Raw genomic sequence first — 24,014 nt, forward strand, 5'->3', positions numbered from 1 at the left:
GGGAGGCCGGTGACGGGGGCCGCGCGAGCCCGTCCCCTGTCACCGGACCGCCGCTGGTCACGTGCGCGCGTAGTTGTAGGTGAACGCGTACGCTTCGGGGTCGATCGCGAGGTACTCCTCTCCGTCCTCGTCGGTGAGGAAGCTCTCGTCGTCGACGACGCTCCAGGATTGGGGCTTAACGTTGACTTCCCGCATGTCACACCTCCTCTCCATTACCGGCCGGACACGAGCCGGGCGCGCGAGCGCGGCCCGGAGCATCAGCGGAAGTGGTGGTCGCACTCGGGGACGACGAAGTCCATGTGCGCCCCGGTGAACCCGTCTCCGAATCCGATGTGCATGACGCCGGCGCCCTCGTTCAGCTGCGAATTCACCCGCCAGTCGACGTCCGGCAGGACCCCGAGGTTCGTCCCCAGGCCCAGTTCGAGGGCCTGGAGGCCGTGATCCGGATTGGTCGCGCTGAGCAGTTCCTCGGTGAAGTCCCTGCCGCCCGCGGTGATCCCGGTCAGCACGTTGTCCTTCATCTCCAGCCGGATGGCGCCGAGTTCGGCGATCTCCGCCCTGAGTACCCGGGCCTCCTCGACCCGTTTCCGCCCGGACTCGGTGCACCGGGGATCGCACGCGGCCAGGACACCGGCGGCGTGCGCGGTCCCGTCCATGCTGAAGGAGTCGGCACCGGTCTGCCCTGCCTGCCTGGTGATGGACAGTTCGCAGCAGCTGCCGACGCTCACCCAGTTGCCGGCTCCGATCGTCGCGCGCGGCCACGCGTCCACGGACAGGGCGGCGCCCAGCGAGCACACGAGCCGCATCGTGTCCGCGTCCCCGTCCGCGGGGAGCGGCTCAGGCGGCCCGAAGACGACCTGCCCGGCCCCCTCCCGCAGCTTCTCGATCCAGTAGGTCGCCGTGTCCGCGGCGCGGACCCAGTCGGTCCGCAGGGTCATGTCGAGCGTGTAGCGGGCGGGCCCGGGCGAGCCGTCGAAGCTGATGATCGGCACCACCAGCACGCTCTGGTGCTTGAACATCAGCCGGATCCGCTTGCTGATCATGTGGTGCTGGAGGAGGAGGACGACGTTCGCGCCGGCCGGCAGCTCCTCGGCCTGTTCCAGGGGGACGTACGCCAGCCCCCGCTCCGCCGCGGCCCGCCCCAGCTCGGCGTCGTCGGCCACGGCGAAGATGTCACCCCGCGGGAACAGCTGCCTGAGCAGGGCGTCGGATGTGGTGGAAGTCGTCATGGGCGGTTTCTCCCCGTCGCGGTGGGCTCAGCCGCGGAACCATTGCGCGGCACAATGGGGTTCTTCTCGATGAATTCTGCGACGATCCTCCGGGCCGCCTCCTTGTCCGCGGAGGGGACCACTTCGGAGGGGTCTCGCAAGGCGTAGTACTCGTCCCTGAGAATCGATCCGACGAGCGCGTCATGGTGGGACCCGTCAACGAAATAGTAGTCCCGGAGAACACCTTCGATGGTGATCAGCCCGGCGCACATGTTCTCGACCGCTTTCCGATTGAACATCCCGCAGGTGAATTCCACCCGATGCGCGTTCTTCGCGTCGAAGAGCATTCCCACGAGCAGGATCGACGCCTCCAGGCCGAAGCCGGCGCCCCACATGTCGGCATCGCCGATCATGATGCCGATCTCATAGTTCCCCGGCGTCTGGGTCGCCTTCCAGCTGACCATGCCGAGGGCCTGGCCGTCCGGCGTGCACGCGATCAGGAACTCGTCGTCGGCCTGCTCCAGAAATGCCTTCAACTCCGCCGGGCGGGCATGGCTGCGAACACCGGAAGCGTAGATCCAGGTATCCGACGAGGTCCACTCGGAGAGAAGGGCGTAATCCTCCTCCCGCAGTGGCGCAAGCGTCACCGAATACTTATTGGGCATGCGACCTCAGCCTCCCGTGTCTCGCTGGGGTGTAAAGGTAGCGGCCCGCCGGGGGCGGGGAAAGCCGGGTGGCTAGTTGTCGCCAACCCGCATTCGGGAAGTGCTGTTCGGCCGCCTTATGACTTACGGTTCCTCCTGTGTGAGCCGGTGCCCGCGGGCAGCGTCTCCCACGTGCCGTGGAACGGCCGCCCCGGCCTTCGCTCGCGTGGTGCCGGGCCGGCCGCACCGTCAGCACCGGATGCGGGAAGGAGGTGCCATTCATGGGCAAGGACCCGAAACGGGAAAACGAGACGGTCGACATCACCGCTCTTGCCGACGAAGAACTCGACGACGTCGTCGGCGGCGCGGACGACATCATCGTGCCGGCCAAGAAGAACCAGTGACGGTGACAGGCCGGGCGGCACGGGGGGCGCACCTGCTCTCCCTCGTGCCGCCCGGCACACGGCACCGCCCCGGGGAGGAGCCGAGGAATGACGGGTTCCGGAGAGACCGCTGAACTTCCGCTCACCGCGGGCCAACTGCAGCACTTCGCGGTGATACGCAGGAATCCCGCACTGCGCATGGCGATCTGGTCCTGTTTCCGGCTTCCCGGCGAACTGGACGTCGACCGGCTCACCGACAGCGTCGAGACCCTCGTGTCGCGGCACGAGGCATTGCGCGTCGAAATACTCGAACGGCCCGGCGGAGAACCGCGCCAGCGGATCAGGGACCTGCCGCCCCGGGCCGGCCTGATCTCCTGCCAGAGCGTCCTCGCCCGCTCGGAAGAGCAGTTCAGCCGCTATGTTCGGCACATCCTGGTCCAGGAGGTGCGCCGGGAATGGGGCGGGGACGCCTACCCCTTCAAGTTCCGGCTCTTCCGGTACAGCCCTACCGTCCACACGCTGATGGTCGGCTTCTCCCACATGGCGGTCGACGGGATCGGCGCCGATCTGCTCATCCACGACCTGCTGCGCACCTACGCGGACGCCGCGGCGGGCCGCACCCCCCGCGGTCTGCCCCGCCGGGGATTCGCCGACTCGGTCAGCCGGCAGTCCGAGGCGATCGGCGGCGGACGGCGCTCCACCGGACGGGACCGCCCGGATCCATCGCCGCCCACCCGGTTCGACGTGCCGCCACCGGATCCCGGGGAGGACGGCGGCCAGAGCAGGCAGTCCACCCTGTCCCTCTCCGGAACCGAGCTGGCGGCGCTCAGGGAGCAGGCCGACCTGCACGGCTGCACGGAGTTCACCTGGATCCTGGCCGCCTTCGCCAGGACCGTCTTCCGGTTCACCCGGCAGGACCGGATCAGCATCTCCGTGCCGGTCGACATGCGCGGACCGGGCGAGCGCGAAGTCGTCGGCATGTACGTCCTGGAGGTCCCCGTCGTCGTCGAGCGACCGCGGGACACCGGTGACGCGCGCGGTCTCGTCGCCGGGGTGGGCAGCGCGGTGCTCCGCGCCATGGTCCGCGCCCGGCGGTCCAGGACTTGGGGAGACGAGTTCGGCCCCGACCTGTCCATCAACTACCGGAAGATGTCCGCACTGGACGGCCGCGCGGCCGGCCGGCTGAGCGGCGCCCAGTACCTGCCCCGGATCGACTACCTGACGCCGGGCATGAGCCTGCTGGCCTTCAGTTACCCGGACGTCCTCGACGTCCAGGCGCTGCTCGACTCCGGAGTGTTCTCCGCGGACGCCGAGAAGGACGTCACCGAGACACTCAGAAGAGACCTGACGTCGGGTTCGAGCCGGTGAGGGAGAGGCCGAGTGCCGGATGAATCGTCGTTCGACTTCTTCGCCCGTCCTCCGCGCGGCCCCGCCGGCGAGGCCCGGCGCCCACCGGGGCCCGGTCCTGGAACCGGGCGTACGAGCGGCGCCCCGCGGTTCCGGGAGGAGGCGCGGCAGGCCGCCTCGGCCGGCCGGGAGCTGGGCCCCCCGATGGAGCGGGCCGGGTTCCCCCGGCCGCCGCGTCCCACCGGCGTCCGGGACCTGAGGCCCCGGACGCGGCGCAGGCGCCCGGTCCCCGTACAGCTCCAGTCACAGGTGAGCGACTGCGGGCCCGTCAGCCTGATGATCGCGCTGCGGCACCACGGCATCCGGGTGAGCCTGGAAAGGCTGCGCCAGGACACCGACAGCGGGCGGGACGGCGTGTCGGCCCGGTCCCTGCTGGCCACCGCCCGAGGGTACGGACTGCCGGGCAGGGGCGTGCGGACGTCCCTGGACGGACTGCGGAACCTGCCGTCCGGGTCCATCCTCTTCTGGAAGTTCAACCACTTCGTGGTCCTCGAACGCGCCACGCGCCAGCACGTCTACATCGTCGATCCCGCCTACGGCCGGCGACGGCTGCGCACGGAGGACGCCGACCGGCTCTTCACCGGTGTGGCGGTCGAGTTCGAAGCTCCGATGCGCCGGGTCCCCCGGCGATCCTCGGCCGAGGCGCCGCGCAGCCCCTGGCGGCACCTCCTCTATTTCCTGCCCCGGTCGAAGAAGTGGCTGCCGCTCGTCGCGGCGTCCCTCGCCATTCTCGTCTCCGGACTGCTGCTGCCCATGGCCACCGCCTACGCCGTCGACCACAACGGCCTCGGCGGCGAGCTGACGCCCGCCCGGGCCACGGTGACCGTGGCGTTGTCCGCGCTGTCCTTCTTCCTCCTGCAGCTGATCCGCGGCACGGTCATCCTCGACATCCAGGCCGCGGCGGAGAAGCGGGTGACGCTCGGCGTCTTCAACCGGCTCCTGGCGCTGCCCTACGGCTACTTCGCCCGGCGCGCGCCGGGCGACCTGGCGCTGCGCGTGCGGACGAGCACGTCGGTCCGGCAGGTGCTGACCGCCTCCGTGCTCTCGGCGGTCTTCGACGGAGTTCTGGTCATCTGCTATCTCGCCGCGTTCTTCCTGGTGGACTCCCAGGTCGCGGTCTGGGTCTCGCTGCTCGCGGTCGTCCAGATCGGGCTCCTGCTGCTCGCCTGGCGGCCACAGGTCTACCTGGCCGCCGACGAGCTGGAGAGCCAGGCGCATTCCAACAGCGCGCTGAACGAACTGCTGGAGGGCATCGGCACGGTGAAGGCCGGCGGCCTGGACGAGGTGGTGGGGGGCCGCTGGACGCACTCGCTGATGGAGGAGATCAACGCCGGCACGAGGCGCCGCCGCCACTTCAACCTGTTCTCGTCCCTCATCGGGTCCGTGCACTTCCTGGCGCCGCTGCTCGTCCTCGTCGCCGGCGCGTTCAAGGTGAGCGCCGGGGAGCTCAGCCTCGGCCAGATGACGGCCTTCACCTCCCTGTCCATGGGGGTCTTCAGCCCGCTGACCAGCATGGTCCAGGCCGGTTTCCAGGTGGCCACGCTGAAGGCACCGCTCACGCGGCTCGGTGACATCCTGGACGCCGCGCCCGACGAGCCCGTGCGGACGGCGAAGCCCCACTTCGACACGAGGGGGGACCTGACGGTCCGGCGCGCGCGGTTCCAGTATCCGGGCGCCGGGGCCCCGGCCCTGACGGACATCGACCTGGCCGTCCCCGCCGGGGGCTTCGTCGCGCTGCTGGGCGCCTCCGGCTGCGGCAAGTCGACGCTGGCCATGCTCCTTTCGGGGCTGTACCGGCCGAGCGCGGGCCAGGTGATGATCGGCGGTACGTCCTTCGACGACATCGACCGCGCGTCCCTGCGGCGGTCGATCTCCTTCGTCAACCAGGACGCCCGCATCTTCGCCGGTTCGATCCGCGACAACATCACCATGGGCGCCGCCGGGGAGGAGGGCCACGACTGCGACTACGTCCGCGCCGCCACCATCGCCCAGATCCACGACGAGATCGCCGCGCTGCCGATGGGCTACGAGACCCTGCTGGGCTCCGGCGGCACCGGGCTCTCCGGCGGTCAGCGCCAGCGGATCGCCCTGGCCCGCGCCCTGGTGCGGCGTCCGCGGATCCTCATCCTCGACGAGGCGACCAGCGCCCTGGACCGGGTGACGGAGGAACGGGTGATACGGAGCATTCGGAATTTGAACTGCACGCTGCTCGTCATCACCCATCGGCTGGCCGCCGTCACCGACGCCGACGAGATCTGCATCATCAGCGGCGGGAGGATCGTGCAGCGCGGCGACCATGGCCGGCTCGGCTTTCAGCCCGGCCCGTACCGCGACCTGATGACCGCGTCGGGCGTCATGAGCGCCCCGTGGCCGCAGGCCCGCTGAGAGACCGCGGTCGGGCAGAGGGCAGATTGAGCTGGAAGTCTTTCGGGTGAACGACGTCCTGGAGACCCTCCATATCCGCTCCCGTATCCGCCGCTGAGCCCCGCGCGGTCTTCGCCAGGACATCGGGGGTCCCGGTCGGCAATCGGGCGTACACGCGGAAGCCGCCGTCCTGGAGCGGCTCGGCTTGCAGGGATCCGCCGAGCGCCTCCGCCCGCTGCCGCATTCCGATGATGCCGTGCCCACCGCGGCTCAGGGCATGGTGGCCGTCCCGGTTCGGCCGGGCGTTGGTGACTTCCACGAGCACCGCGTCCGTCTCATGGATGATGCGGACGCTGACCGTTGTCGGCCCGGCGTGACGAAGGATGTTGGTCACGGACTCCTGCACGATCCTGTAGGCGGCCTGGTCGACGGCCGGTGGCACCGGGCGCTCGCCTGACGCGTCGAGGTGGATGGCCAGGCCGCAGCTCGCCATCTCCTCGATGAGGGCGGCGACCTGGTTCAGTCCCGCGCCCGGCCGTCCGGGCACGGTCTCGGCCGTGGAGGAGGGTTCCGCTGTGTTGAGCGAGTCGACTAAGGCGTGGACTTCCGCCGCGAGTTCCTTGCTGGTGGTCTTGATCGCGGCGAGCGCCGCGGTGGCCCGGTCGAAACCGTCGGAGGTTCCGGAGAGGGCGAGGGCGCCGGCGGCCTGGACGTAGATGATGGTGATCCTGCTGCCGAGGGCATCATGGAGATCCCTGATGGCCTGATGCCTGCATTGGTCGTGGACCGGTCGCGAGCTCATCGGACTCCTCCATGTGGACGTTGCTGTCCAGCACACTCGTGCAGCGGGACCGGTGGAAACATCGGCCATCGGGTCGATGGCGCGGGCGCCGGGTGGTTGAGATGGCCGCTGGACACGTCGCCGGGGTGTCAGTCCGGCATCGATTCTTGGTCGCGGACGGCGCGTGAGGCCAGGCCGGTGAGCTCGGTCCGGTTGGTCACGTCCAACTTGGAGAAGATGTGCGACAGGTGGGTCTTCACGGTCGCGCGGGTGACGAACAGGCGTTTGGCGATCTCGGGGTTGGTCAGGCCGTCGGTGACCAGGCGTACGACCTGCCGTTCGGCCGGGGTGAGACTGGCCCAGCCGCTGCTCGGCCGCGCCCGGGCACCCCGGGCGCGGGTGGCGTACTCGACGGCGGTGTCCAGAGACAGCGCAGATCCCTCGTCCTCGGCGGTGGCGAAGGCGTCGCCGCCCAGGGCGTCGAGGGCGGCGGCGCGGGTCTCGTCGACAGCGGGTTGGTTGACCGGGGCCCGGGCATAGCCCATCTCCTCTCGGGCCGCCTCGCAGGCGGCGAGCAGGCGCACGGCCTTGTCCGCGCCCTGTGACCGCGCGGCAAGGGCGGCGAGGGCCTCCAGGCTGTCGACGTAGAACGGGCGCAGCTTGTGTTCGAGACGGATGGCCAGCGCCTCATGGTGGAGGTCTTCGGCCCGGGCCGGATCGTCGGCCGCCGCGAGGTGTGCCAGTTCCTCCAGAGCATCGGCCAACGGGTAGTACGTGCCGATCGCGCGGGCCAGCGCCGCCGCCCGTTCGGCCCTTGCCCGCGCTCGGTCACGCTGCCCGAGCCGCCGCGCGGCGGCCGCTTCGACGACCAGCGCCATGCACGCCACGCGGTTGTCGCTCGTCGGCACAGCGAAACGACCGCCTCGCTCGGCCCATCTCGCCGCGCCTTCGAAGTCGCCGCCGTAGAGATGCAGTTTGCCCAGTCCCCACGCCAACCAGGAGATTTCGGTGAGGCCGGCGTCCTCGATCTGCCGGGCGATGGGGTCCAGAAGCCGTCGGCCGCCCTCCAGGTCCCCGGACAGGCAGATGAACCAGGCCTGGTGAACCGCCAGGTTCCCGACGGTGAAGGAGTCCGCCAGCCCCTCGGCGATGTGGGTGGCCTCGGTCGCCAACTCCACAGCGCGGCGGACGTCGCCGCCGAAGAACACGCCGAAGGATTCGCAGTTGCGGGTGAAGGCGGCGCTGAAGCGGTCCCCTCGGCGGTGCGCTCGGCTGAACGTCCGCCGGGCGAGCTCCAGGGACTCGGCGTGCCGGTCCTGTTCGTGGAGCGTGAACCCCTTCACCATCATCGCGAAGTCGGTGGTGAAGTCGTCACCGGCCGGGAGGCTGAATGACGTGGCCTGTTCGGCCAGCTCCACGGCGGTGGGGAAGTCGTGGTAGAAGGCGCTGTAGGACATGAGCGCCAGGCACCGGCCGCGCAGGGCGTCGTCGCCGCGTTCGATGGCGATTTCCAGACTCCGCCGTCCCGCGTCTTGGACCAGTAGCGGGTCCCCGGTGGCCATGCCCATGAGGGCCATACCGGCAAGCAGCCTGCCCTGCAGGACCGAGCGGTCCTCGGGAGCCAGGCGGATGGCCTGCTCCAGCATGCCGCGGCCCTCATGGAGATGGCCGTGCAGAAACCACAGCATGCCCATGGCAGCGGCCAGCCGCCGCCCCCGCTCGGGGTCGTCGGCGCCCAGCGCCCAGCCCAGCGCGTCGCGGATGTTGTCGTGCTCGGTCTCCAGCGTCCGGCACCATCGGTCCTGGTCGTGATCGATTCCCGCAGCCGCGGCCTCGGCCACGTTCAGGAAATAGCCGAGATGGCGATCGCGGGCGGCCGCGGTCTCACCCGCCTCCGTCATCCTGTCCCGCGCGTACTCGCGGATGGTGTCCAGCATCCGGAACCGGGCCTCGCCGGCACCGTTGTCGACCACCAGCAGGGACTTGTCCACCAGATGGCCGATGACCGCCAGCGCGTCCGCCTCACCGGAGCCGTCGCCGGCCTGGTCCACGGCGCAGACTGCTTGGGCGGCGGCCAGGTCGAAGTCACCGCCGAAGACGGCCAGCCGGCGGAACACCACCCGGTCGGGCTCCTCCAGCAGGTCGTAGCTCCAGTCCACCGACGCCGCCAGGGTGCGGTGCCGGGCGATCGTGTCCCGCCGGCCACTGATCAGCAGCCGGAAGCGATCGTCCAGCCCGGCCGCGATCTGCGCTGGGGACAGTGCCCGCACCCAGGCCGCCGCGAGCTCGACGGCCAGCGGAATGCCGTCCAGGCGGCCGCAGATGGTGGCCACCGCGGGGTCGTCGGCCAGGCCGGAGGCCTCGGGCTGCACCAGCGCGGCCCGGTCGGCGAACAGCCGCACCGCCTCCTTCCCGGCCAGCGAAGGCACTCGCCACACCGTCTCGCCCAGCACGCCCAACGGCTCGCGGCTGGTGGTCAGGACCGATACCTCAGGGCAGGCGCGCAGCAGCCCGCCGGTCAGGTCCGCGCAGGCGTCCAGCAGGTGCTCGCACGTGTCCAGGCACACCAGCAACCGGCGTCCGCGAAGCTGGGTGGTCAGCGCTCGCAAGGGTCCGCCGGTCGGCTCCACCAGCACCCGCAGGGCCGCCGCGGTCAGCTCGGCCACCAGTGCGCCGTCGCCGACACCGCCCAGCTCGATCCACCACACCCCGTCCGGCCACTGGTCGGCCATCGCGGCAGCGGCCTGCACGGCCAGCCTGGACTTGCCGCAGCCGCCCGCGCCGGTCAGCGTCACCAGCCGCTGTCCCTCCAGCAGCCGCTTGACCGTGGCCAGCTCCTCGGCCCGGCCGACGAAGCTGGTCCACTGCGCCGGCAGGTTGTTGGGCACCACATCCAGCGACCGCACCGGCGGGAAATCCTGCGAGAGATCCGAGTGCCGCAGCTCGTACAGCCGTTCCGGGCGCAGCAGATCCCGCAGTCGATGCGGCCCGAGGTCCGCCAGCCACGCCGCCTCCGGCAGGGAGTCGGCGGCCAGCGAGGCGGTGGCCGCCGTCAGCAGTGTCTGTCCGCCGTGCGCGACGTCCCGCACCCGAGCGCACCGGTGGACGGCCACATCGGAGTAGCCGCGGCCGTGCTGCCCGCGCTCTTCGGTGGTGTGCACCCCGATCCGTACACGGACTGCCAGCCCCGCCGGCCAGTCCTGCCGCGCCAGCGCCAACTGCACCGCCAACGCCGCGGCGATCGCCTCGGCCGCCGACTCGAACATCGCCTGCACGCCGTGGCCCGGCCCGACCCCGCCGGCCCGTACCCCGCCATGAGCCCGTACGGCCGAATCGATCACTTCGTAGTGCAAGGCGATCGCCGCGTCCGCGGAGTCCGGCGCCATTTCCCACAACGGCATCGCCGACTCGACCTCGGTCAGCAGAAAGGTCGCCGTTCGCCGCGACTCCCGTCGCGGTTCGCCCTCGGCCATCGGTCCTCGATCTCGGTGTGCTCCCTGCCCGCCAGTATTCCCTCCACCGCCGGGGCGCCTGATATCAACCACCTCGCCGACCGGCATCGGCCATCCGGACGAGGATCCTCGCCCCGGCCGCGGCCAGACTTGCCCAGCAAGCGCCCTAGGAGGAGGACGGAACGATGAGCCGCGAACATCCGATGCCCGTCGCACGTCCCGGGCAACTGCGATTCCGCATCGAGCACTGGCAGGCTCTTTGGGCCAGGCCCCATCCCGACCTTGCAGCACGCGCCGTCACTCCGGACGTCACGGTCCTCTGTCCCGGCGACTCCGAGCCCATCATCGGAATCACCGAATACAAAGAGAAAATCGCTCGCCTCCTGCATCGAGTACCCGACCTGCGCCGCGAGGCCGTCGATCACGCAGACAACGGTGAGGTGCTTTTCGTGGAATGGCTCGCCCGGGGCACCGGCGCACACGAGCCCTTCGAGTTCAGCGGAATCGACCGGATACGGCTGCGCGACGGACTGATCAAAGAACACCGGATCTACTACGATCCCGCCTGGCTCAACCTGGTGTGAACATACCGTACTCAACGCCGACCGGGACGCTGCGGTGCAGGCGAGTCCCGTCGTTCTCCCGCTTGTCGGCGAGCCTTTTTCCGCCGGTGACCCCGGCTACTCCCAAGGTCACTGCGCGTGCACACCACCCGCTGCGATGACGCCCCCCTAGAGCACGAGCCCATGTCGGCGGAAAGCCGACGACGTCCGATCGAAAGGACTCCATACATGACCACCAAGAAACAAGCGAAGCCGTTGACCATTGCTCGCGACGCGGGCGGACTCGGCGGCCCCGTGGCCGGGCTGATGTTCACAACTGCGATCGCGGGCGCAGGCCGACTCGCGGGCGACCCGTTCCCAGCGCCGGGTTCGTCCCCCGAGGTCATCCGCACCTACTACAGCGGGAGCGCGCGGGCGGCTCGGTTCAACGCCATCTGTCAGACGCTATCCCTCCTGGCTCAAGCGCGGTACGTGGCCGCGATGGTGCGCGTGGCATCGCGGCATCCGACCCATCCCCGGCTACTTGGCGGGACCGTGCTCGTCGCTGGTGGCGCCGCAGTGGCGGCGCTTGCCACTTCGGCGACCACTCAGGCAAGCCTGACCGTCCCGAAGGAACGCACCGACACCGAAGTTCTGGCTACAACGCGACGCGTGTTCGTCACCGGAGGGCCGGTCCACGGTGTAGCCAATGGCGTCCTCACCGCTGCCACCGTTGTCGCCGCGCGTCAGAAGGGACTGCTCGGTAGGACCGGCGAAGGACTCGGCCTGCTCTCCGCGGTGGCCAACCTGATCACTCCCGCCTACTTCCGCTGGGAGCCCGCCGGCTGGCTGATCCCGATCGGGCGGTTCAGCAGCTACCTCGTCAGCGGCGTGATCGGTGTCCGGCTCGCCACCAGGGAAACGAGCCAACGCCGACCACAACGCAGAAGGGCAGGCTCGAGTGCCTCCCGAGACGTCCGCTGACCACGTCGTACGGCCTCGCGGTGGCGCGCTGCGGCTACTTCGCGGCAACCGTGAGTTTCGGGTGCTGTGGATGGCCCGAGCGGTTTCGGTCCTCGGCGACTCCCTCGGTCTGGTGGCCTTGCTCGTCTACCTCCAGGCCGAGACAGGAGCCGCGATCGCCGTCGCGCTGCTGCTGTTGGCCGGAGACTGCGTCCCGGGACTGTTCGGCCCGGTCGCCGGCCTCATCGGTGACAGGTATGGGCTCCGCAGGGTGATGGTCGCCTGCGAGGTGGTTCAAGGGCTCCTGGTGCTCGCGATAGCCGCAGCCTTGCCGCCGCTCCCGGTCCTGCTGTTCTTGGTCGCGGTGCGGGGGATCGGCGCCACGACCTTCGTCGCGGCCTCACGCAGCGCCGTGCCCCGTGTTGTCGACGACGAGGATCTTGAGGCGGCCAACGCCGCCCTGGGCGTCGGCACCTACGGGCTCGAAGCGCTCGGCCCGCTGATCGCGGCGGCACTGTTCGCGCTGGGCGGGATCCGCGGTGTCCTGCTCGTCGACGTCGCCACTTTCGCCATCTCCGCCGCCTTGCTGGCCTGGCTTCCCCGGCTCAGTAGCGTGCGCCGGCCGGCGGCCGCGACCCACCGGAGCCCATCGGTCGGGTGGTACCGCGAGGTGATGGCCGGCCTCGGACACCTATGGTCGATCCCCACCGTGCGTGCGGTCGCCGCAGGTTTCGTCGGGGTGGTCGCCTTCAGTGGCGTCGACGATGTCGCTTTGGTCTTCTTGGCCCGGGACGAGCTCGGCGGGAACAGCACCGACGCGGCCGTTCTCTATGCCGGAGTGGGCACCGGCCTGCTGCTCGGCTACCTGCTGATCGCCCGCGCGGGCGGACGATGGCCGGCCCTGGCACTGCTGATCGTCGGGTTCGTGGTGAGCAGCGCCGGGAACCTGGTCACCGGGCTAGCCGGGTCGATTGCGGCCGCCATGGTGCTCCAGACCCTGCGCGGGGTCGGCATCGCCGCCCTCGACGTCGGCGTCAACACCCACTTGCAGCGCGTCGTCCCGCCCAGCGTCCTCGGCCAAGCATTCGGCACGCTCTACGGCGCAGTCGGGCTAGGCGCTGGGCTCTCCTACGCCCTGGGAGGTCTGCTGCTCGCCGCAACCGACGCACGCATCACATTCGTCGCCGCGGGTACAGGCGGTCTGCTCGTCAGCATCACCGCGGCCGCCGCGCTCCACCGCACCAGGACCCGCCGGGCAGGTTGCAGCACTGAGATTCGCACAGGTCCCTCTGACCGCCCAGTTGGCCGAGGCGACGACACTGGCGCAGAAGGCGCCGAACCTTCATGACCACGCCGCCACCGAGGGTGGAACCGCATCCCGCGTCCGTCCGCCAAAGCGCTCCGGTCGCTCCCGTGACGAAGACTCGCATGATCCCTCCTTCGACGCGGCGGGGAATTGACGGCCAATACCGGTCTTCTATGTCAAAGGTATCAACACTGAAAATCCGCTGGACACTGAAAGCGTTACAAAAGTGAGTCGCCGGTCTATTTTAAAAGGGCTCTTGCGTACCCCCGACAAAGGAGCTGTGCATGACCACCCGACGCGCCGGCATCTTGATTGGTGCTGTTCTCGCCCTGCTTTTCGGGATGGCCCTCCCCGCCACAGCGGCCGACGGATCCGACAGCGAACTCCGCCCTCCCGCCACCAAGGCCGCGCCGCCCATCATCGGCGGCACCACCGTCACCGACGCCCCCTGGGCGGCCTCGATCTATCGAAGCAGCGGATCGTTCACCTGCTCCGGCACCATCATCGCCCCGACGTGGGTCCTCACCGCGCGGCACTGTGTCAGCAGCGGCATCACCGTCCGCGTCGGCAGCGTCTACCGGTCGCAGGCCACCACGATCAGGGTCACCAACTACCAGGTGTCGCCGCAGGGCGATCTGGCCCTGGTGCGGTTGTCCAGCGCCCACAACACCACCTACTCGCAGCTCGCCGACGCCAACCCGCCGGTCGGCTCCACCAACCAGATCTGCGGCTGGGGCCGCACCAGCTACAACGGCCCGACCTCGAACCAGCTCAAGTGCGCCGACGTCCGTGTCACGTCCACCTCATGCCGTGACTACTACGGCGGCCAGGCGGTCTGCAGCAGCAGGATCACCGGCAACGCCTGGAGCGGCGACTCCGGCGGCCCGCAGCGCTACAACGGCCGGCAGGTCGGCGTCGCCTCCACCGCCGACGGCCGGTCGACCCAGCAGTACGGGAGCGTGCCCTACAACCGTTCCTGGATTCGCTCGGTAGCCGGCGTCTGACCCTCTCGCCGCTCGGAGCGCCCGGCCGGAACTCCCTCCCGGCCGGGCGTCTCCGTGAACCGGGGCAGGCGAGAGCCGGTTCAGTCGCGGGCGCGTTTCTCGATTCCGAACGTCAGCCGCATAGGAGCGCGGCCAGTGGACGCCCGCCGGGTCGAGGCCGTTGGCGGACTCGTCCGGGATGAGGACCCTCGGCTCGCCCAGGATGGCGGGGGCGAGGGCCGGCCGTCGCCGCATGCCGAGGGAGAACCCAGCGGGGACGTTGCGATTCGTCCGGAGAACCCGCTCAGTCCAGGAGCGTCCGTTCGTGGGGTGGGAGGGGGTCGAGGTCGGGCGGGACGCCGGGCGCCTGGCCGGTGGGGGAGAACAGCGGGAACCACAGGACGAAGGTGCTGCCGACGTCCGGTGTGGAGAACAGCCGGACGTGGCCGTTGTGCGCCTCCACGATGCTCCGCACGATCGCGAGCCCGAGGCCGGTGCGGCGGTCCCGGGAGCGGCGCGTGTCCGATCCGCGCCAGAACCGGTCGAACACCCGGTCCTGGTCGTCGGCGTGGATGCCGGGCCCGGCGTCCCGGACGGCGATCCACTGCCATCCGCCGGTCCGGTCGGCGGCGACGGTGATCTGGGTGCCGACGCGTGCCAGCCGCACCGCGTTGGACAGCAGGTTGCCCACGGCGCGGCGCAGCGCGTCGTGGTCGCCGATCACGGTGAGGCCGTCGCGCAGCCGGCGCTCGATGGTCAGCCCGCGCGCGGCCGCGAGCGTGTCGAACTCCTCGGCCGCCTCGCGCGCCGCCAGCCCCAGGTCCACGTCGGCGTCCTCGAAGGCGGGGGCGGACCGGCGCGCGGTGGCCAGCAGATCCTCCACCAGCCGCGTCATCCGGGTGGTGGCGCGGTCGACGACGTGGACGGCGCGGCTCCGGTCCCCGATGTCGGCGTCGGGTTCGCTGAGCACGGTGTCGAGGTTGGCGCGGATGATCGCCAGCGGGCTGCGCAGCTCGTGCGAGGCGTCGTCGATCAGCCGGCGCTGGGCGTGGAAGGCGTCGTCGAGCCGGTCGAGCATGGAGTCGATGGTGTCGGCGAGGTAGCGCAGCTCGTCCCGGGGGCCCGAAAGCCGGATCCGCCGGGACAGGTCGGTCGCCTGGATCTCCTCGGCGGTGCGCGCGATGGCGCCGACCGGCTTGAGCGCCCGTCCCGACAGCACCCAGCCGATGCCGAGGCTCGCCACGAACAGACCGCCCAGCATGATCACCGAATAGCGCCTGAGGGTCTGCTGGGTCTCGTAGTTGACCGCCTGCTCGACCTGCCGGACCCTGACGACCTCGAACTGCCCGAGCCGCTGCCGGGTGCCGTCCTCCAGCTCGACGATCTTTTCCGCGTTGAACGTCTTGGTGATCGGCTGGGCGTCGGAGCTGCGGGCCACGGCCAGGTAGACCCCGCCCAGCACGACCGCCGTGAGGACGAACAGCAGGGTCGAGTACATGACCGTCAGCCGGAACCGGATCGACTGCACCATGCTCAGCCTCCGCCATCCCCGCCGGGACGGCCGGTCGCGTCCCGGTCGTCCGGTGGGGGCGGTCATGCCGGGCTCCCCGCGGTGACGGCGGCAGGGCCGGTCTCGCGCAGCCGGTAGCCGTGCCGGACGACGGTCTCGATGACCTGCTCCTCGTCCGGAGCGGCGAGCTTGCGGCGCAGCGTGCCGACGGTGACCCGTACGGTGTTGGTGAACGGGTCGGCGTTCTCGTCCCACACGTGCTCCAGCAGTTCCTCCGCGGAGACGATCTGCCCGGGCCGGCTCATCAGATAGCGCAGGACGGCGAACTCCTTGGGCGTGAGCCGCAGCTGCCGCCCGCCGCGGAACGCCTCCCGGCGCCCGGTGTCCAGCCGCAGGTCGCCCACGGTCCACACCGCCGACCCGCCGCCGCTGTCGCGGCGCAGCAGGGCCCGGACGCGCGCCAGCAGCTCGGGGAAGGCGAACGGCTTGACGAGGTAGTCGTCGGCGCCCTCGTCGAGGCCCCGCACCCGGTCGGCCAGCCGGTCCCGCGCGGTGAGCATCAGGATCCGCAGGTCCGGGCCGCTCTCCCCGACCAGCCGGCCGCTGCGGATCGCGCGGCACAGGTCGAACCCGTCGCCGTCGGGCAGGCTGAGGTCCAGGATCATCAGGTCGTACGCGGAGGCGTAGAGCTTCTGTGTCGCCTCCTCCAGCCCGTAGACGACGTCGACGGCGTAGTCGGCGCGGACGAGCCCGTACCGCAGCGCCTCGACCAGGTCCTCTTCGTCCTCGACCACCAGCACCCGCATCGGGACGCCCCCCTTTTTCTGCACATCGGGCCGCACCGAGCCCGTTCCTGCGACGACCCGTCCCTACGACGGTACGCGGGTCAGCGCGCGAGCCGCGTGGCTCCTTCCCGCGCCCGGTCCGCGGGGATCGCGAACCCGATGCCGATCGAGCCGCCGCTCCCGCCCCGCGTCAACGTCGCGATCGCCGTGTTCACTCCGATGACCTCGCCGCGCGCGTTGACCAGCGGGCCGCCGGAGTTGCCGGGGTTGATGGACGCGTCCGTCTGCAGGGCCTGAGCCACGCCGCCTCCGCCCATGCGCACCTCGCGGTTCAGCGCGCTGACGATGCCGCCGGTGATGGTCCCCTGCAGGCCCAGCGGGGAGCCGAGCGCGAGCACGGGATCGCCGACCCGCACGTCCGAGAACCGGCCGAACGTCAGCGGAGCCGGGCTCTGGTCGGCGGGGATCGACAGCACCGCCAGGTCGAGGGTGCGGTCGGAGCCTGTCACCCGCGCCGGGACGCGGCGCCGATCGGCCAGCACCACGGTGACCTGGCCGCCGTCCTCGACGACGTGCGCGTTGGTCAGCACGTGCCCCTGGCGGTCGATCACGAAGCCGGACCCGGTGCCGCGCCCCGTCCCCGACCGCACCTCGATCGACACCACGGCGGCCTGCACCCGGGCGGCGACGTCGCTGAGATCGCCGGATCCGCCGTTCACCGGCCCGGCACCGGACTGCGGCAGCGCCGTGGACGCCGGGTCGCCGCCGGTCATCCGCCCGGCGACGCCCCCGGCGAGGCCCCCGGCCAGCAACGCGGCGAGCACGGCCGCGACGACCGCCCGTCCGGGGCCGCCCCTGCGGTCGCGGCGGGGCCCGTCGTGGTGCGGCGTCGTCCACGGGGCGGACGGCGCCGGACGTCCGAACGGATCGTCCCGCGGCCACGTGCGAGGGGGCGGAGGCGACCGGAAATCGGGGCCGCGAGGATCGCCCAGGCCATATCGGGCGTCCTCCCCGAAGCCGTACAGGGCGTCGTCGCCTCGGCCGTACCGGGCGTCGTTCCCGCGGCGGTACCCGGCCTGCTCGCCGAGGCCGTACCCCGTGTCGTCGCCGAGGCCGTGGGGGGTCGTGTCGTGGCCCATGCCGTACCCGGGATCCGCGTGCGGTGGATAGCTCATGAGGCTCCTCACGCTCATCTCTCACTGGTCAGTACTTCGGCTCCGCATGCAGTTCATTCACGGAAGGCGCGAGAACCACAGCAGGGATCCGGCAGCGACCACGCAAGAGAGCAGCAGACCGGCGCCGATGAACCAGCCCCAGATCTCCCGTTGCTCCACGCGGTAGCCGATGCTGCTGCCGATGTCCTCGTACACGCCGCGCAGCTCGTCGCCGGAGGCCGCCTCGTAGAAACGGCCGCCCGCGTCCTGCGCCAGCCGCTCCAGCGCGGGCCCGTCGACGGGCACCGGTATCTGCCGCCCGCCCTGCACCATCACGCCCCCGGGGGTGCCGTAGGCGATCGTCGACACCGGGACGCCGGCCTGCGCGGCGCGCTGGGCCGCCTCCTCCGGGCTCCGCCCGGCGGTGTTGGTGCCGTCCGACAGCAGCACGACGCGCCCCGGCGGCGCCTCCTCGCCGAACTGCGCCCCGAACCCGGCGATCGCGTCCAGCGAGGCGATCACCCCTTCGCCGATCGCGGTCCGCGGGCCCAGCGACAGCCCGTCGATGGCGGTGCGCATCGCCGGGCGGTCCGTGGTGGGCGGGACGACGACCGACGCCGTCCCCGAGAACGCCACGAGACCGACGTTGAAGCGGTCCGGCACCCGCTCAAGGAACGTCCGGGCCGCGTCCTTGGCGCCCTCCAGCCGGTTCGGCTGCACGTCACCGGCGCGCATGGAGTGCGACACGTCGATCGCCAGCATGATCGTCGCCTGTTCGCGCGGCACCCGCACGTCCGCGGCCGGACGGGAGAACCCGGTGACGAACAGGCCCAGCATCAGCAGGAACACCGCCGCGGGAAGATGGCGGCGCCAGCCGGGACGGGTGGGGGCGACCTTCTCCAGCAGCGCCAGGTTGGTGAACCGCACCGCGTACTTGCCGCGCCGCACCTGTACCACCACGTACAGGGCGACGAGGACGGGCAGCGCCAGCAGCAGAAGCAGCCGGGCCGGGTCGAGGAAGCTCACGCCGCACCTCCCGGAGAGGACGGCGACGGCCGCACCGAGCCAGGCGGTGGCGGCCGCACCGGGCCGGGCGCCGCCGCGGCGGTGCGGCGCTGCGCCAGGACGTGCTGGACGAGGTCGCGCATCCAGTCCCCGTCGGTGCGCAGCCGCAGATGCGCCGCGCCCGCGCGCCGCAGTCCCGCCGCGATCTCCTCGCGTTGCCGCACGGCGGCGTCCGCGTACCGCTCGCGCAGCCGGCGCCCGGCCGTGGCGACCTCCCGCCTGCGGCCCGTCTCCGGGTCGACGAGCGTGAGCATCCCCACGTCCGGAAGCGTCAGCTCGCGCGGGTCGACGACCTCGACCGCCAGGAGCTGGTGGCGTGCGCCCAGCAGCCGGAGCGGCCGCTCCCACGTCTCTGCCTGCTCCAGGAAGTCGGAGACCACCACGGCCACGCCGCGCCGCCTGGCTCCGGTGCGATGCAGCAGGTCGGCGGCCGTGCCGAGGGAGGCGCGCCCGTGCCCTCCCGCGCCGCGCGGCGCCGACAGCAGCGTGCCCAGCAGCCCCAGCAGATGCGGCCGCCCCGTGCGCGCCGGAACGCGCCGCACCCCGTCGTCGTGGACGATCTGGGCGCCCAGCCGGTTTCCGGTCCGTTCGGTCAGGAATCCGACCGCCGCCACGGCGAACACCGCCAGATCCCGCTTCTCGAGCCGTCCGGTGCCGAAGTCCATGCTGGCGGTGGCGTCCACCACCACCCATGTCTCCAGCTCCCGGTCGGCGACCCGGTCGCGCACGTGCGGAGCGGTCATCCGGGCGGTGAGGTTCCAGTCCATGGCGCGCACGTCGTCCCCGGCGACGTACTCGCGCCCCTCGGCGGGTTCCGACCCGGGCCCCGGCAGCAGGCCGAGGTGATCCCCCTGGAGCAGCCCGTCCAGGCGCCGGGTGACCAGCAGCTCCAGCCGGCGCAGGGCCTGCTCGGGGGCCAGCTCACGCAGACTCGGCTCGTTCATGCCGCCCTTCCGTCCTCGCCGGCCGGGGCCGCGGCGACCGGGGCCTCGGCGTCCGCCTCGGTGGGGGCGACGAGGGGCGTCGGCACCGCGGCGACGATCGTGTCGACCATCGATCGCGCCCCCACGCCGTCGGCGAGCGCGTCGAACGACGGCACCAGACGGTGGGCGATCACGTCCGCGGCCAGGTCGCGCACGTCGCCCGGCAGGACGTACTCGCGCCCGCGCAGCAGGGCCAGCGCCCGCCCGGCCGCGATCAGCCCGAGCGTCGCGCGCGGGCCCGCCCCGTACGCGAGCAGCCCGGCGACCTGCGGGACGCCGTGCCCGGCCGGATCGCGGGTGGCGGCCACGAGCCGCACCGCGTACCGCGCCACCTCGTCGTGGACGAAGACGTCCGTGGCCGCGTCCCGCAGGGCGGTCACCTCCGCGGCGTCCAGGATCCGGCTCGCCTCGGGCGGCCGCACCCCCATCCGGTAGACGATCGCCAGCTCCTGGGCCTCGGTCGGGTACCCGACGTCGATCTTCAGCAGGAACCGGTCGCGCTGCGCCTCGGGCAGCTGGTACACCCCCTCCGACTCGATCGGGTTCTGGGTGGCCATCACCAGGAACGGCGCCGGCACCGGGAACGTGCGGCCGGCGATGCTGACCTGGCGTTCGGCCATCACCTCCAGCAGCGCCGACTGCACCTTGGCGGGCGCGCGGTTGATCTCGTCCACGAGCACCAGGTTGGCCATCACCGGGCCGGGCTCGATGTCGAAGCTCTCGGTGGAGGGCCGGTAGATGCGGGTGCCCACGATGTCGGCGGGCACCAGGTCCGGGGTGAACTGCAGCCGGGCGAACGACCCGCCGACGACGGTGGCGAGCGTCTGCGCGGCCAGGGTCTTGGCCACGCCCGGTACCCCCTCCAGCAGGCAGTGGCCGCCGGCCATGACCGCCACGAACATCCGCTCGATCATGCGGTCCTGGCCGACGATGACCCGCTTGACCTCGAACAGGGCCCGCTCCGCCAGCGCGCTGGCCGCGGGCCTGGCGCGGGCGGCGTCGAGGCCGTCGCTCATTGCGTGCCCTCCGCCACGGACCGGCCGTCGTGCTCCGGGCAGTCGCGGCCGGGCGTGTCCGTCTGGGACGCCTGGTAGTCGACGATCTGGAACTGCGTGCGGACGGGTTCCGGTCCGGAATCGGCCAGCGCCGAGCCGCCGAAGGCCACGGTGCCCGCCGCGGCCAGTCCCGCCGTCCCGATGAAGATCTTCGTGCGTCGGCTGAGAGCCATGCTCCCTCTCCCCTTCGTCGTGTCCGGCCGCCCGTCGTCCGGACGGCACACGACGATCACAACAAGCCGGGGCGAAAGCGGACCTAAGGAACGCCTGGAACAGGATGTTCAGCGAGGCGGGGACGCTCAGCCAGCTAGGACGTCAGGGAGACGGGACGTCAGGGAGGCGCGACGTTCGGCGACCGGATCGGCTCACCGGCGTGCTCGGCGAGGACCCGGCGGAAACCCTCGACATCGGGAAGCTCCGGCATGACCGACCCCTACCCGCTGCTCACCGTCGATGCGTGCCGTTCCACTGTGCGTGGAGGTCCGCCCCGCCCGAGGTTCGGGGTCAGCGGTCGTCGAGAAGGGGTTGCCGCGGGTCCCACGGGGTGCCGTCGCGGTGGTCGCGGCGGCGCCGGGCGATGCCCGACAGGGCCTCCAGCACCACCCGGTTGGCCAGCGCGGACGTGATGTCGGCGTGGTCGTAGGGCGGGGACACCTCCACCACGTCGATCCCGACGACCGGAAGCTCGTAGGTCACCCGCCGGACCGCGTCCAGCAACTGCCGCGCGGTCAGGCCGCCGGGCTCAGGGGTGCCGGTGCCAGGGGCGTGCCCCGGATCGCACACGTCGATGTCGACGGACAGGAACACCCCGTCGCAGTCGTCGGTGGCGATCCGGAACGCCTCGGTCATGCACGCCTCCAGGCCGCGCGCGACGATCTCGGTCATTTCGTACGAGCGCATGCCCTGCTCGGCCATCCACGCGAGCGTCTCCGGGCCGGGCCAGTAGCCGCGCAGGCCGAGCTGCAGGAACCGGTCGCCGCGCAGCGCCCCGGATTCGATCAGCCGGCGCATCGGCTGGCCGTGCCCGATCAGCGACCCCAGGTTGACGTCGCCGGTGTCGGCGTGGGCGTCGAAGTGGACCATCGAGACGCGGCCCTGCCCCCAATGCCGGGCCACCCCGGCGGCGTCGGGCCACGCGATGGTGTGGTCGCCGCCCAAGGTCAGCGGGATCGCCCCGGTGCGGGCGACGGCGTACACGGCGGCCTGCAGGTCGTGGACGGAGCGCTCGGCGTCACCGGAGTACATCTCCACATCGCCCGCGTCGTAGACGGTCAGGTCGCCTCGCAGCCCGTCCACCCGCAGTGCCAGGGACGGCCGCGAACCGTCGTGCGGCAGGTAGCAGGTCTGCCGGATGTACTGCGGCCCGAACCGGGTGCCGGCCCGGTGCGAGGTGCCGCCGTCGAACGGCGCCCCGAGGATGACCACGTCGGCGCCGGCGTAGGTGGACGGGTCCGACCAGGTGCAGCGCGGCACCCCCAGGAAGGTGATGTCGGGTCCGAACTGCGGGCCGTACCGTTCCGGCGAGGTCATCTGCGGGCTCCAGAGTCCGGTGGGCAACACGCGGGGTCGACGATCCCGATGATGTCCACCTTCCCCGGCCGTATCGGCGTCACCCGTGCGAACCACCAGATTGCGGCCGCCGAGGGTCACTGGGGCACCGTGCTCCCCTCTCGCGGGAACGCGCCCGTCCCGGCAGCGTGCGTCCGTTTCCGCCCACCGGTCGGACGCCGCCGCAGATCATCTGGTCCCAGATCGGTCCGGGTGCGGTCGGCGCGCGCCGCCCGCACCCGGACGGTGATCAGAGGGAGTTCCAGAAGGAGCAGTTGCTGCTCTCGGAGATGTCCGTGCGGTGGATCCCGCCTGGTCCGGGTGCCAGCGACAGGACGTCGTCCGGCGAGCGGAAGCGCGGCCAGTGCGGCGTGTGGCGCGCCTTGGGCCGGCCGGTGTGGGCGAAGGAGGTCCAGTAGCCGACCATGGCGTCCGAGAGCCGCTGCTGCCCGGTGTTCAGCTCGCCGAGCAGGCCCGGGAACAGGAAGGTCAGCTCCGTGGCGTGCTCGGCGCCCTCGTCGAACCCGGGGACGTCGATCAGCGGAGGCGCGGCCCGGTCGGCGAACTGGTAGGCGTACACCGGGACGCCGGCGCGCTTGAGCGACCGGAACGCGTCCTGGTGCCCGCAGGTCGACAGCGCGCCGCCGAAGTCGGTCTGGATCGTGGCCAGGGCGATCCTCGGGTCGGGGTAGTCCGCTGCCGGGTAGTGGGCCAGGACCGCGTCGGCGTCGGCGCCGTAGGTGGAGCGGACGATGCTCTCGTACTGGTCCACGGTGATCGGACGCGGGTAGATGAGCGAGACGAACAGCCGCATCTCGTCCAGGGTGTTGCCGTGCATGATCGGCATCCGGTTGAAGCGGCCTCGTTCGATGGCCTCCGCCGGCTGCAATGGCAGGACGCGGTCACCGCCGGCGACGGGCCCCGCGTTCATGCCCTCGCCGTCGAAGGTCTCCAGGAGCGTCTTGACGGGGACGGCGCGCAGGCAGGCGGCGTTCTCGGCGGGTGAACCCTTGGCGCAGCCCACGGCTCCGGCGAGCGTCACCGCGTCCGCCTCCGCCGCGTCCTCGGTCCGGGCGGGGGCGGCGCAGCTGAAGCTCTGCGGGATGACCTTGTGGAAAAGTCCGGCGGCGGCCGGGGAGACGAGGTTGGCGCAGGAGTCCGCGGCGCCGGCGGACTCGCCGAACAGCGTCACGTTCCGCGGGTCGCCGCCGAAGGCCGCGGCGTTGCGCCGTACCCAGCGCAGGGCCGCCTGCTGGTCGAGCAATCCGTAGTTGCCCGCCTGGTGGCGCCGGTCGGCGCCGGTCTCCAGCCCCGGGTGGGCGAGCCAGCCGAGCGGCCCGAGACGGTAATTGACCGTGACGACCACGACGCCGCCGTCCTCCGCGAGCTTGGCGGCGTTGTAGACGCTGCCGTTGCCGGTGAGGTTGCTTCCGCCGTGCACCCACACCATGACCGGCAGCCCGTGCCGGCCCTTGCCCTCGGGCGGACGGTGCGCGCGGTTCGGTGCGGTGACGTTGAGGTACAGGCAGTCTTCGACGTAGGTCGTCTCGCCGCCGTAGGGCGGGGCGATCTGGGCGCACTGGCTGCGCGGGAACGTCGCGTCGTAGGTGCCCGCCCATGGCCGGGCCGGCTGCGGCGGCCTCCAGCGCAGGTCACCGGCCGGCGGCTGGGCGAAGGGGATGCCCTGGAAGAGCCGATGGTCCGCGTTCACCTGACCGCGCACCGGCCCGAGGTCGGTGTGCACGATCGCGGACGGGTCCGGTGGTCGGTGTTGGGCCGCGGCCGGAGCCACCGCCCCGAGTGCGACGAGAAGGGCGGACGCGAGCAGTGGGATGCCGGTGAGCCTCACAGGGCCCCCTTTCAGCACGATGCTTATGGCGC

Annotated in this window: 21 protein-coding genes; 7 read left to right on the forward strand and 14 right to left on the reverse strand. The window is 71.6% G+C overall.

The genetic code is table 11. The annotated features are described in order from the left end of the window. Window positions 1-57: 57 nt before the first annotated feature. The 3 genes from ACTWPP_RS04190 to ACTWPP_RS04200 all read right to left on the reverse strand — a co-directional run bounded on the left by ACTWPP_RS04190 (window position 58) and on the right by ACTWPP_RS04200 (window position 1,873). Window positions 58-195, reverse strand: coding sequence for a hypothetical protein (locus tag ACTWPP_RS04190; RefSeq protein WP_443102730.1), 138 nt, complete (start codon window positions 193-195; stop codon window positions 58-60). 62 nt (window positions 196-257) lie between these two features. After that, window positions 258-1,229 (reverse strand): hypothetical protein, encoded by a 972-nt coding sequence (locus tag ACTWPP_RS04195; RefSeq protein ID WP_443102731.1) that lies wholly within the window; start codon window positions 1,227-1,229, stop codon window positions 258-260. Then, a complete protein-coding gene (locus ACTWPP_RS04200; RefSeq protein ID WP_443102732.1) occupies window positions 1,226-1,873 on the reverse strand; it encodes a GNAT family N-acetyltransferase in 648 nt (215 codons plus the stop codon). Before ACTWPP_RS04200 ends, ACTWPP_RS04195 begins: the two co-directional genes overlap by 4 nt. 260 nt (window positions 1,874-2,133) lie before the next feature. On the opposite strand from ACTWPP_RS04200, the gene ACTWPP_RS04205 reads away from it, so the two are divergent. From ACTWPP_RS04205 to ACTWPP_RS04215, 3 genes are all read left to right on the forward strand, one after another. Next, complete coding sequence (locus ACTWPP_RS04205) at window positions 2,134-2,256, forward strand: hypothetical protein (protein ID WP_443102733.1); 123 nt, start codon at window positions 2,134-2,136, stop codon at window positions 2,254-2,256. An 87-nt stretch (window positions 2,257-2,343) separates the two neighbouring features. Then, window positions 2,344-3,603: a condensation domain-containing protein gene (locus tag ACTWPP_RS04210; protein ID WP_443102734.1), complete on the forward strand. Its 1,260-nt coding sequence runs from the start codon at window positions 2,344-2,346 to the stop codon at window positions 3,601-3,603. A 12-nt stretch (window positions 3,604-3,615) separates the two neighbouring features. Then, window positions 3,616-6,027 carry a peptidase domain-containing ABC transporter gene (locus ACTWPP_RS04215; protein ID WP_443102735.1) on the forward strand — a complete coding sequence of 804 codons (2,412 nt, stop codon included), beginning with the start codon at window positions 3,616-3,618 and terminating at the stop codon, window positions 6,025-6,027. On the opposite strand, the gene ACTWPP_RS04220 is transcribed toward ACTWPP_RS04215, so the two are convergent. Continuing rightward, window positions 5,996-6,808 carry a sensor histidine kinase gene (locus ACTWPP_RS04220; protein WP_443102736.1) on the reverse strand — a complete coding sequence of 271 codons (813 nt, stop codon included), beginning with the start codon at window positions 6,806-6,808 and terminating at the stop codon, window positions 5,996-5,998. The genes ACTWPP_RS04215 and ACTWPP_RS04220 overlap by 32 nt on opposite strands. Before the next feature lie 128 nt (window positions 6,809-6,936). Continuing rightward, window positions 6,937-10,260, reverse strand: a complete 3,324-nt coding sequence (locus tag ACTWPP_RS04225; protein WP_443102737.1) for a helix-turn-helix transcriptional regulator — start codon at window positions 10,258-10,260, stop codon at window positions 6,937-6,939. A gap of 164 nt (window positions 10,261-10,424) precedes the next feature. Here ACTWPP_RS04225 and ACTWPP_RS04230 point away from each other — a divergent pair, with 164 nt between their 5' ends. The 4 genes from ACTWPP_RS04230 to ACTWPP_RS04245 all read left to right on the forward strand — a co-directional run bounded on the left by ACTWPP_RS04230 (window position 10,425) and on the right by ACTWPP_RS04245 (window position 14,054). Next, the gene (locus ACTWPP_RS04230; protein WP_443102738.1) at window positions 10,425-10,823 is read left to right on the forward strand and encodes a nuclear transport factor 2 family protein; all 399 of its coding nucleotides are present in this window, start codon (window positions 10,425-10,427) and stop codon (window positions 10,821-10,823) included. 207 nt (window positions 10,824-11,030) lie between these two features. Beyond that, window positions 11,031-11,765 carry a hypothetical protein gene (locus ACTWPP_RS04235; RefSeq protein ID WP_443102739.1) on the forward strand — a complete coding sequence of 245 codons (735 nt, stop codon included), beginning with the start codon at window positions 11,031-11,033 and terminating at the stop codon, window positions 11,763-11,765. 61 nt (window positions 11,766-11,826) lie between these two features. Beyond that, window positions 11,827-13,092: an MFS transporter gene (locus ACTWPP_RS04240; RefSeq protein ID WP_443102740.1), complete on the forward strand. Its 1,266-nt coding sequence runs from the start codon at window positions 11,827-11,829 to the stop codon at window positions 13,090-13,092. Window positions 13,093-13,334: 242 nt separating this feature from the next. Continuing rightward, on the forward strand, window positions 13,335-14,054 hold the full coding sequence (locus ACTWPP_RS04245) for a S1 family peptidase (protein WP_443102741.1): 720 nt from the start codon (window positions 13,335-13,337) through the stop codon (window positions 14,052-14,054). 283 nt (window positions 14,055-14,337) lie between these two features. On the opposite strand, the gene ACTWPP_RS04250 is transcribed toward ACTWPP_RS04245, so the two are convergent. The 9 genes from ACTWPP_RS04250 to ACTWPP_RS04290 all read right to left on the reverse strand — a co-directional run bounded on the left by ACTWPP_RS04250 (window position 14,338) and on the right by ACTWPP_RS04290 (window position 23,982). Next, entirely contained in the window at window positions 14,338-15,630 is a 1,293-nt protein-coding gene (locus tag ACTWPP_RS04250; RefSeq protein WP_443102742.1) for a sensor histidine kinase, read from the reverse strand. Then, complete coding sequence (locus ACTWPP_RS04255; protein ID WP_443102743.1) at window positions 15,627-16,349, reverse strand: response regulator transcription factor; 723 nt, start codon at window positions 16,347-16,349, stop codon at window positions 15,627-15,629. The genes ACTWPP_RS04250 and ACTWPP_RS04255 overlap by 4 nt, the downstream gene beginning before the upstream one ends. 80 nt (window positions 16,350-16,429) lie before the next feature. Next, window positions 16,430-17,503, reverse strand: coding sequence for a S1C family serine protease (locus ACTWPP_RS04260; RefSeq protein ID WP_443102744.1), 1,074 nt, complete (start codon window positions 17,501-17,503; stop codon window positions 16,430-16,432). Between the two features lie 57 nt (window positions 17,504-17,560). Then, complete coding sequence (locus tag ACTWPP_RS04265) at window positions 17,561-18,508, reverse strand: VWA domain-containing protein (protein WP_443102745.1); 948 nt, start codon at window positions 18,506-18,508, stop codon at window positions 17,561-17,563. After that, a complete protein-coding gene (locus ACTWPP_RS04270) occupies window positions 18,505-19,491 on the reverse strand; it encodes a DUF58 domain-containing protein (protein ID WP_443102746.1) in 987 nt (328 codons plus the stop codon). The genes ACTWPP_RS04265 and ACTWPP_RS04270 overlap by 4 nt, the downstream gene beginning before the upstream one ends. Beyond that, window positions 19,488-20,546 carry an AAA family ATPase gene (locus tag ACTWPP_RS04275; RefSeq protein WP_443102747.1) on the reverse strand — a complete coding sequence of 353 codons (1,059 nt, stop codon included), beginning with the start codon at window positions 20,544-20,546 and terminating at the stop codon, window positions 19,488-19,490. The genes ACTWPP_RS04270 and ACTWPP_RS04275 overlap by 4 nt, the downstream gene beginning before the upstream one ends. Then, on the reverse strand, window positions 20,543-20,758 hold the full coding sequence (locus ACTWPP_RS04280) for a hypothetical protein (protein WP_443102748.1): 216 nt from the start codon (window positions 20,756-20,758) through the stop codon (window positions 20,543-20,545). Before ACTWPP_RS04280 ends, ACTWPP_RS04275 begins: the two co-directional genes overlap by 4 nt. Window positions 20,759-21,089: 331 nt before the next feature. After that, complete coding sequence (speB, locus tag ACTWPP_RS04285; protein ID WP_443102749.1) at window positions 21,090-22,115, reverse strand: agmatinase; 1,026 nt, start codon at window positions 22,113-22,115, stop codon at window positions 21,090-21,092. 268 nt (window positions 22,116-22,383) lie between these two features. Further along, window positions 22,384-23,982, reverse strand: a complete 1,599-nt coding sequence (locus ACTWPP_RS04290) for a carboxylesterase/lipase family protein (protein ID WP_443102750.1) — start codon at window positions 23,980-23,982, stop codon at window positions 22,384-22,386. Window positions 23,983-24,014: the final 32 nt, after the last annotated feature.

The organism is Actinomadura sp. 3N407 (assembly GCF_052245875.1).
Taxonomy (GTDB): Bacteria; Actinomycetota; Actinomycetes; order Streptosporangiales; family Streptosporangiaceae; genus Spirillospora.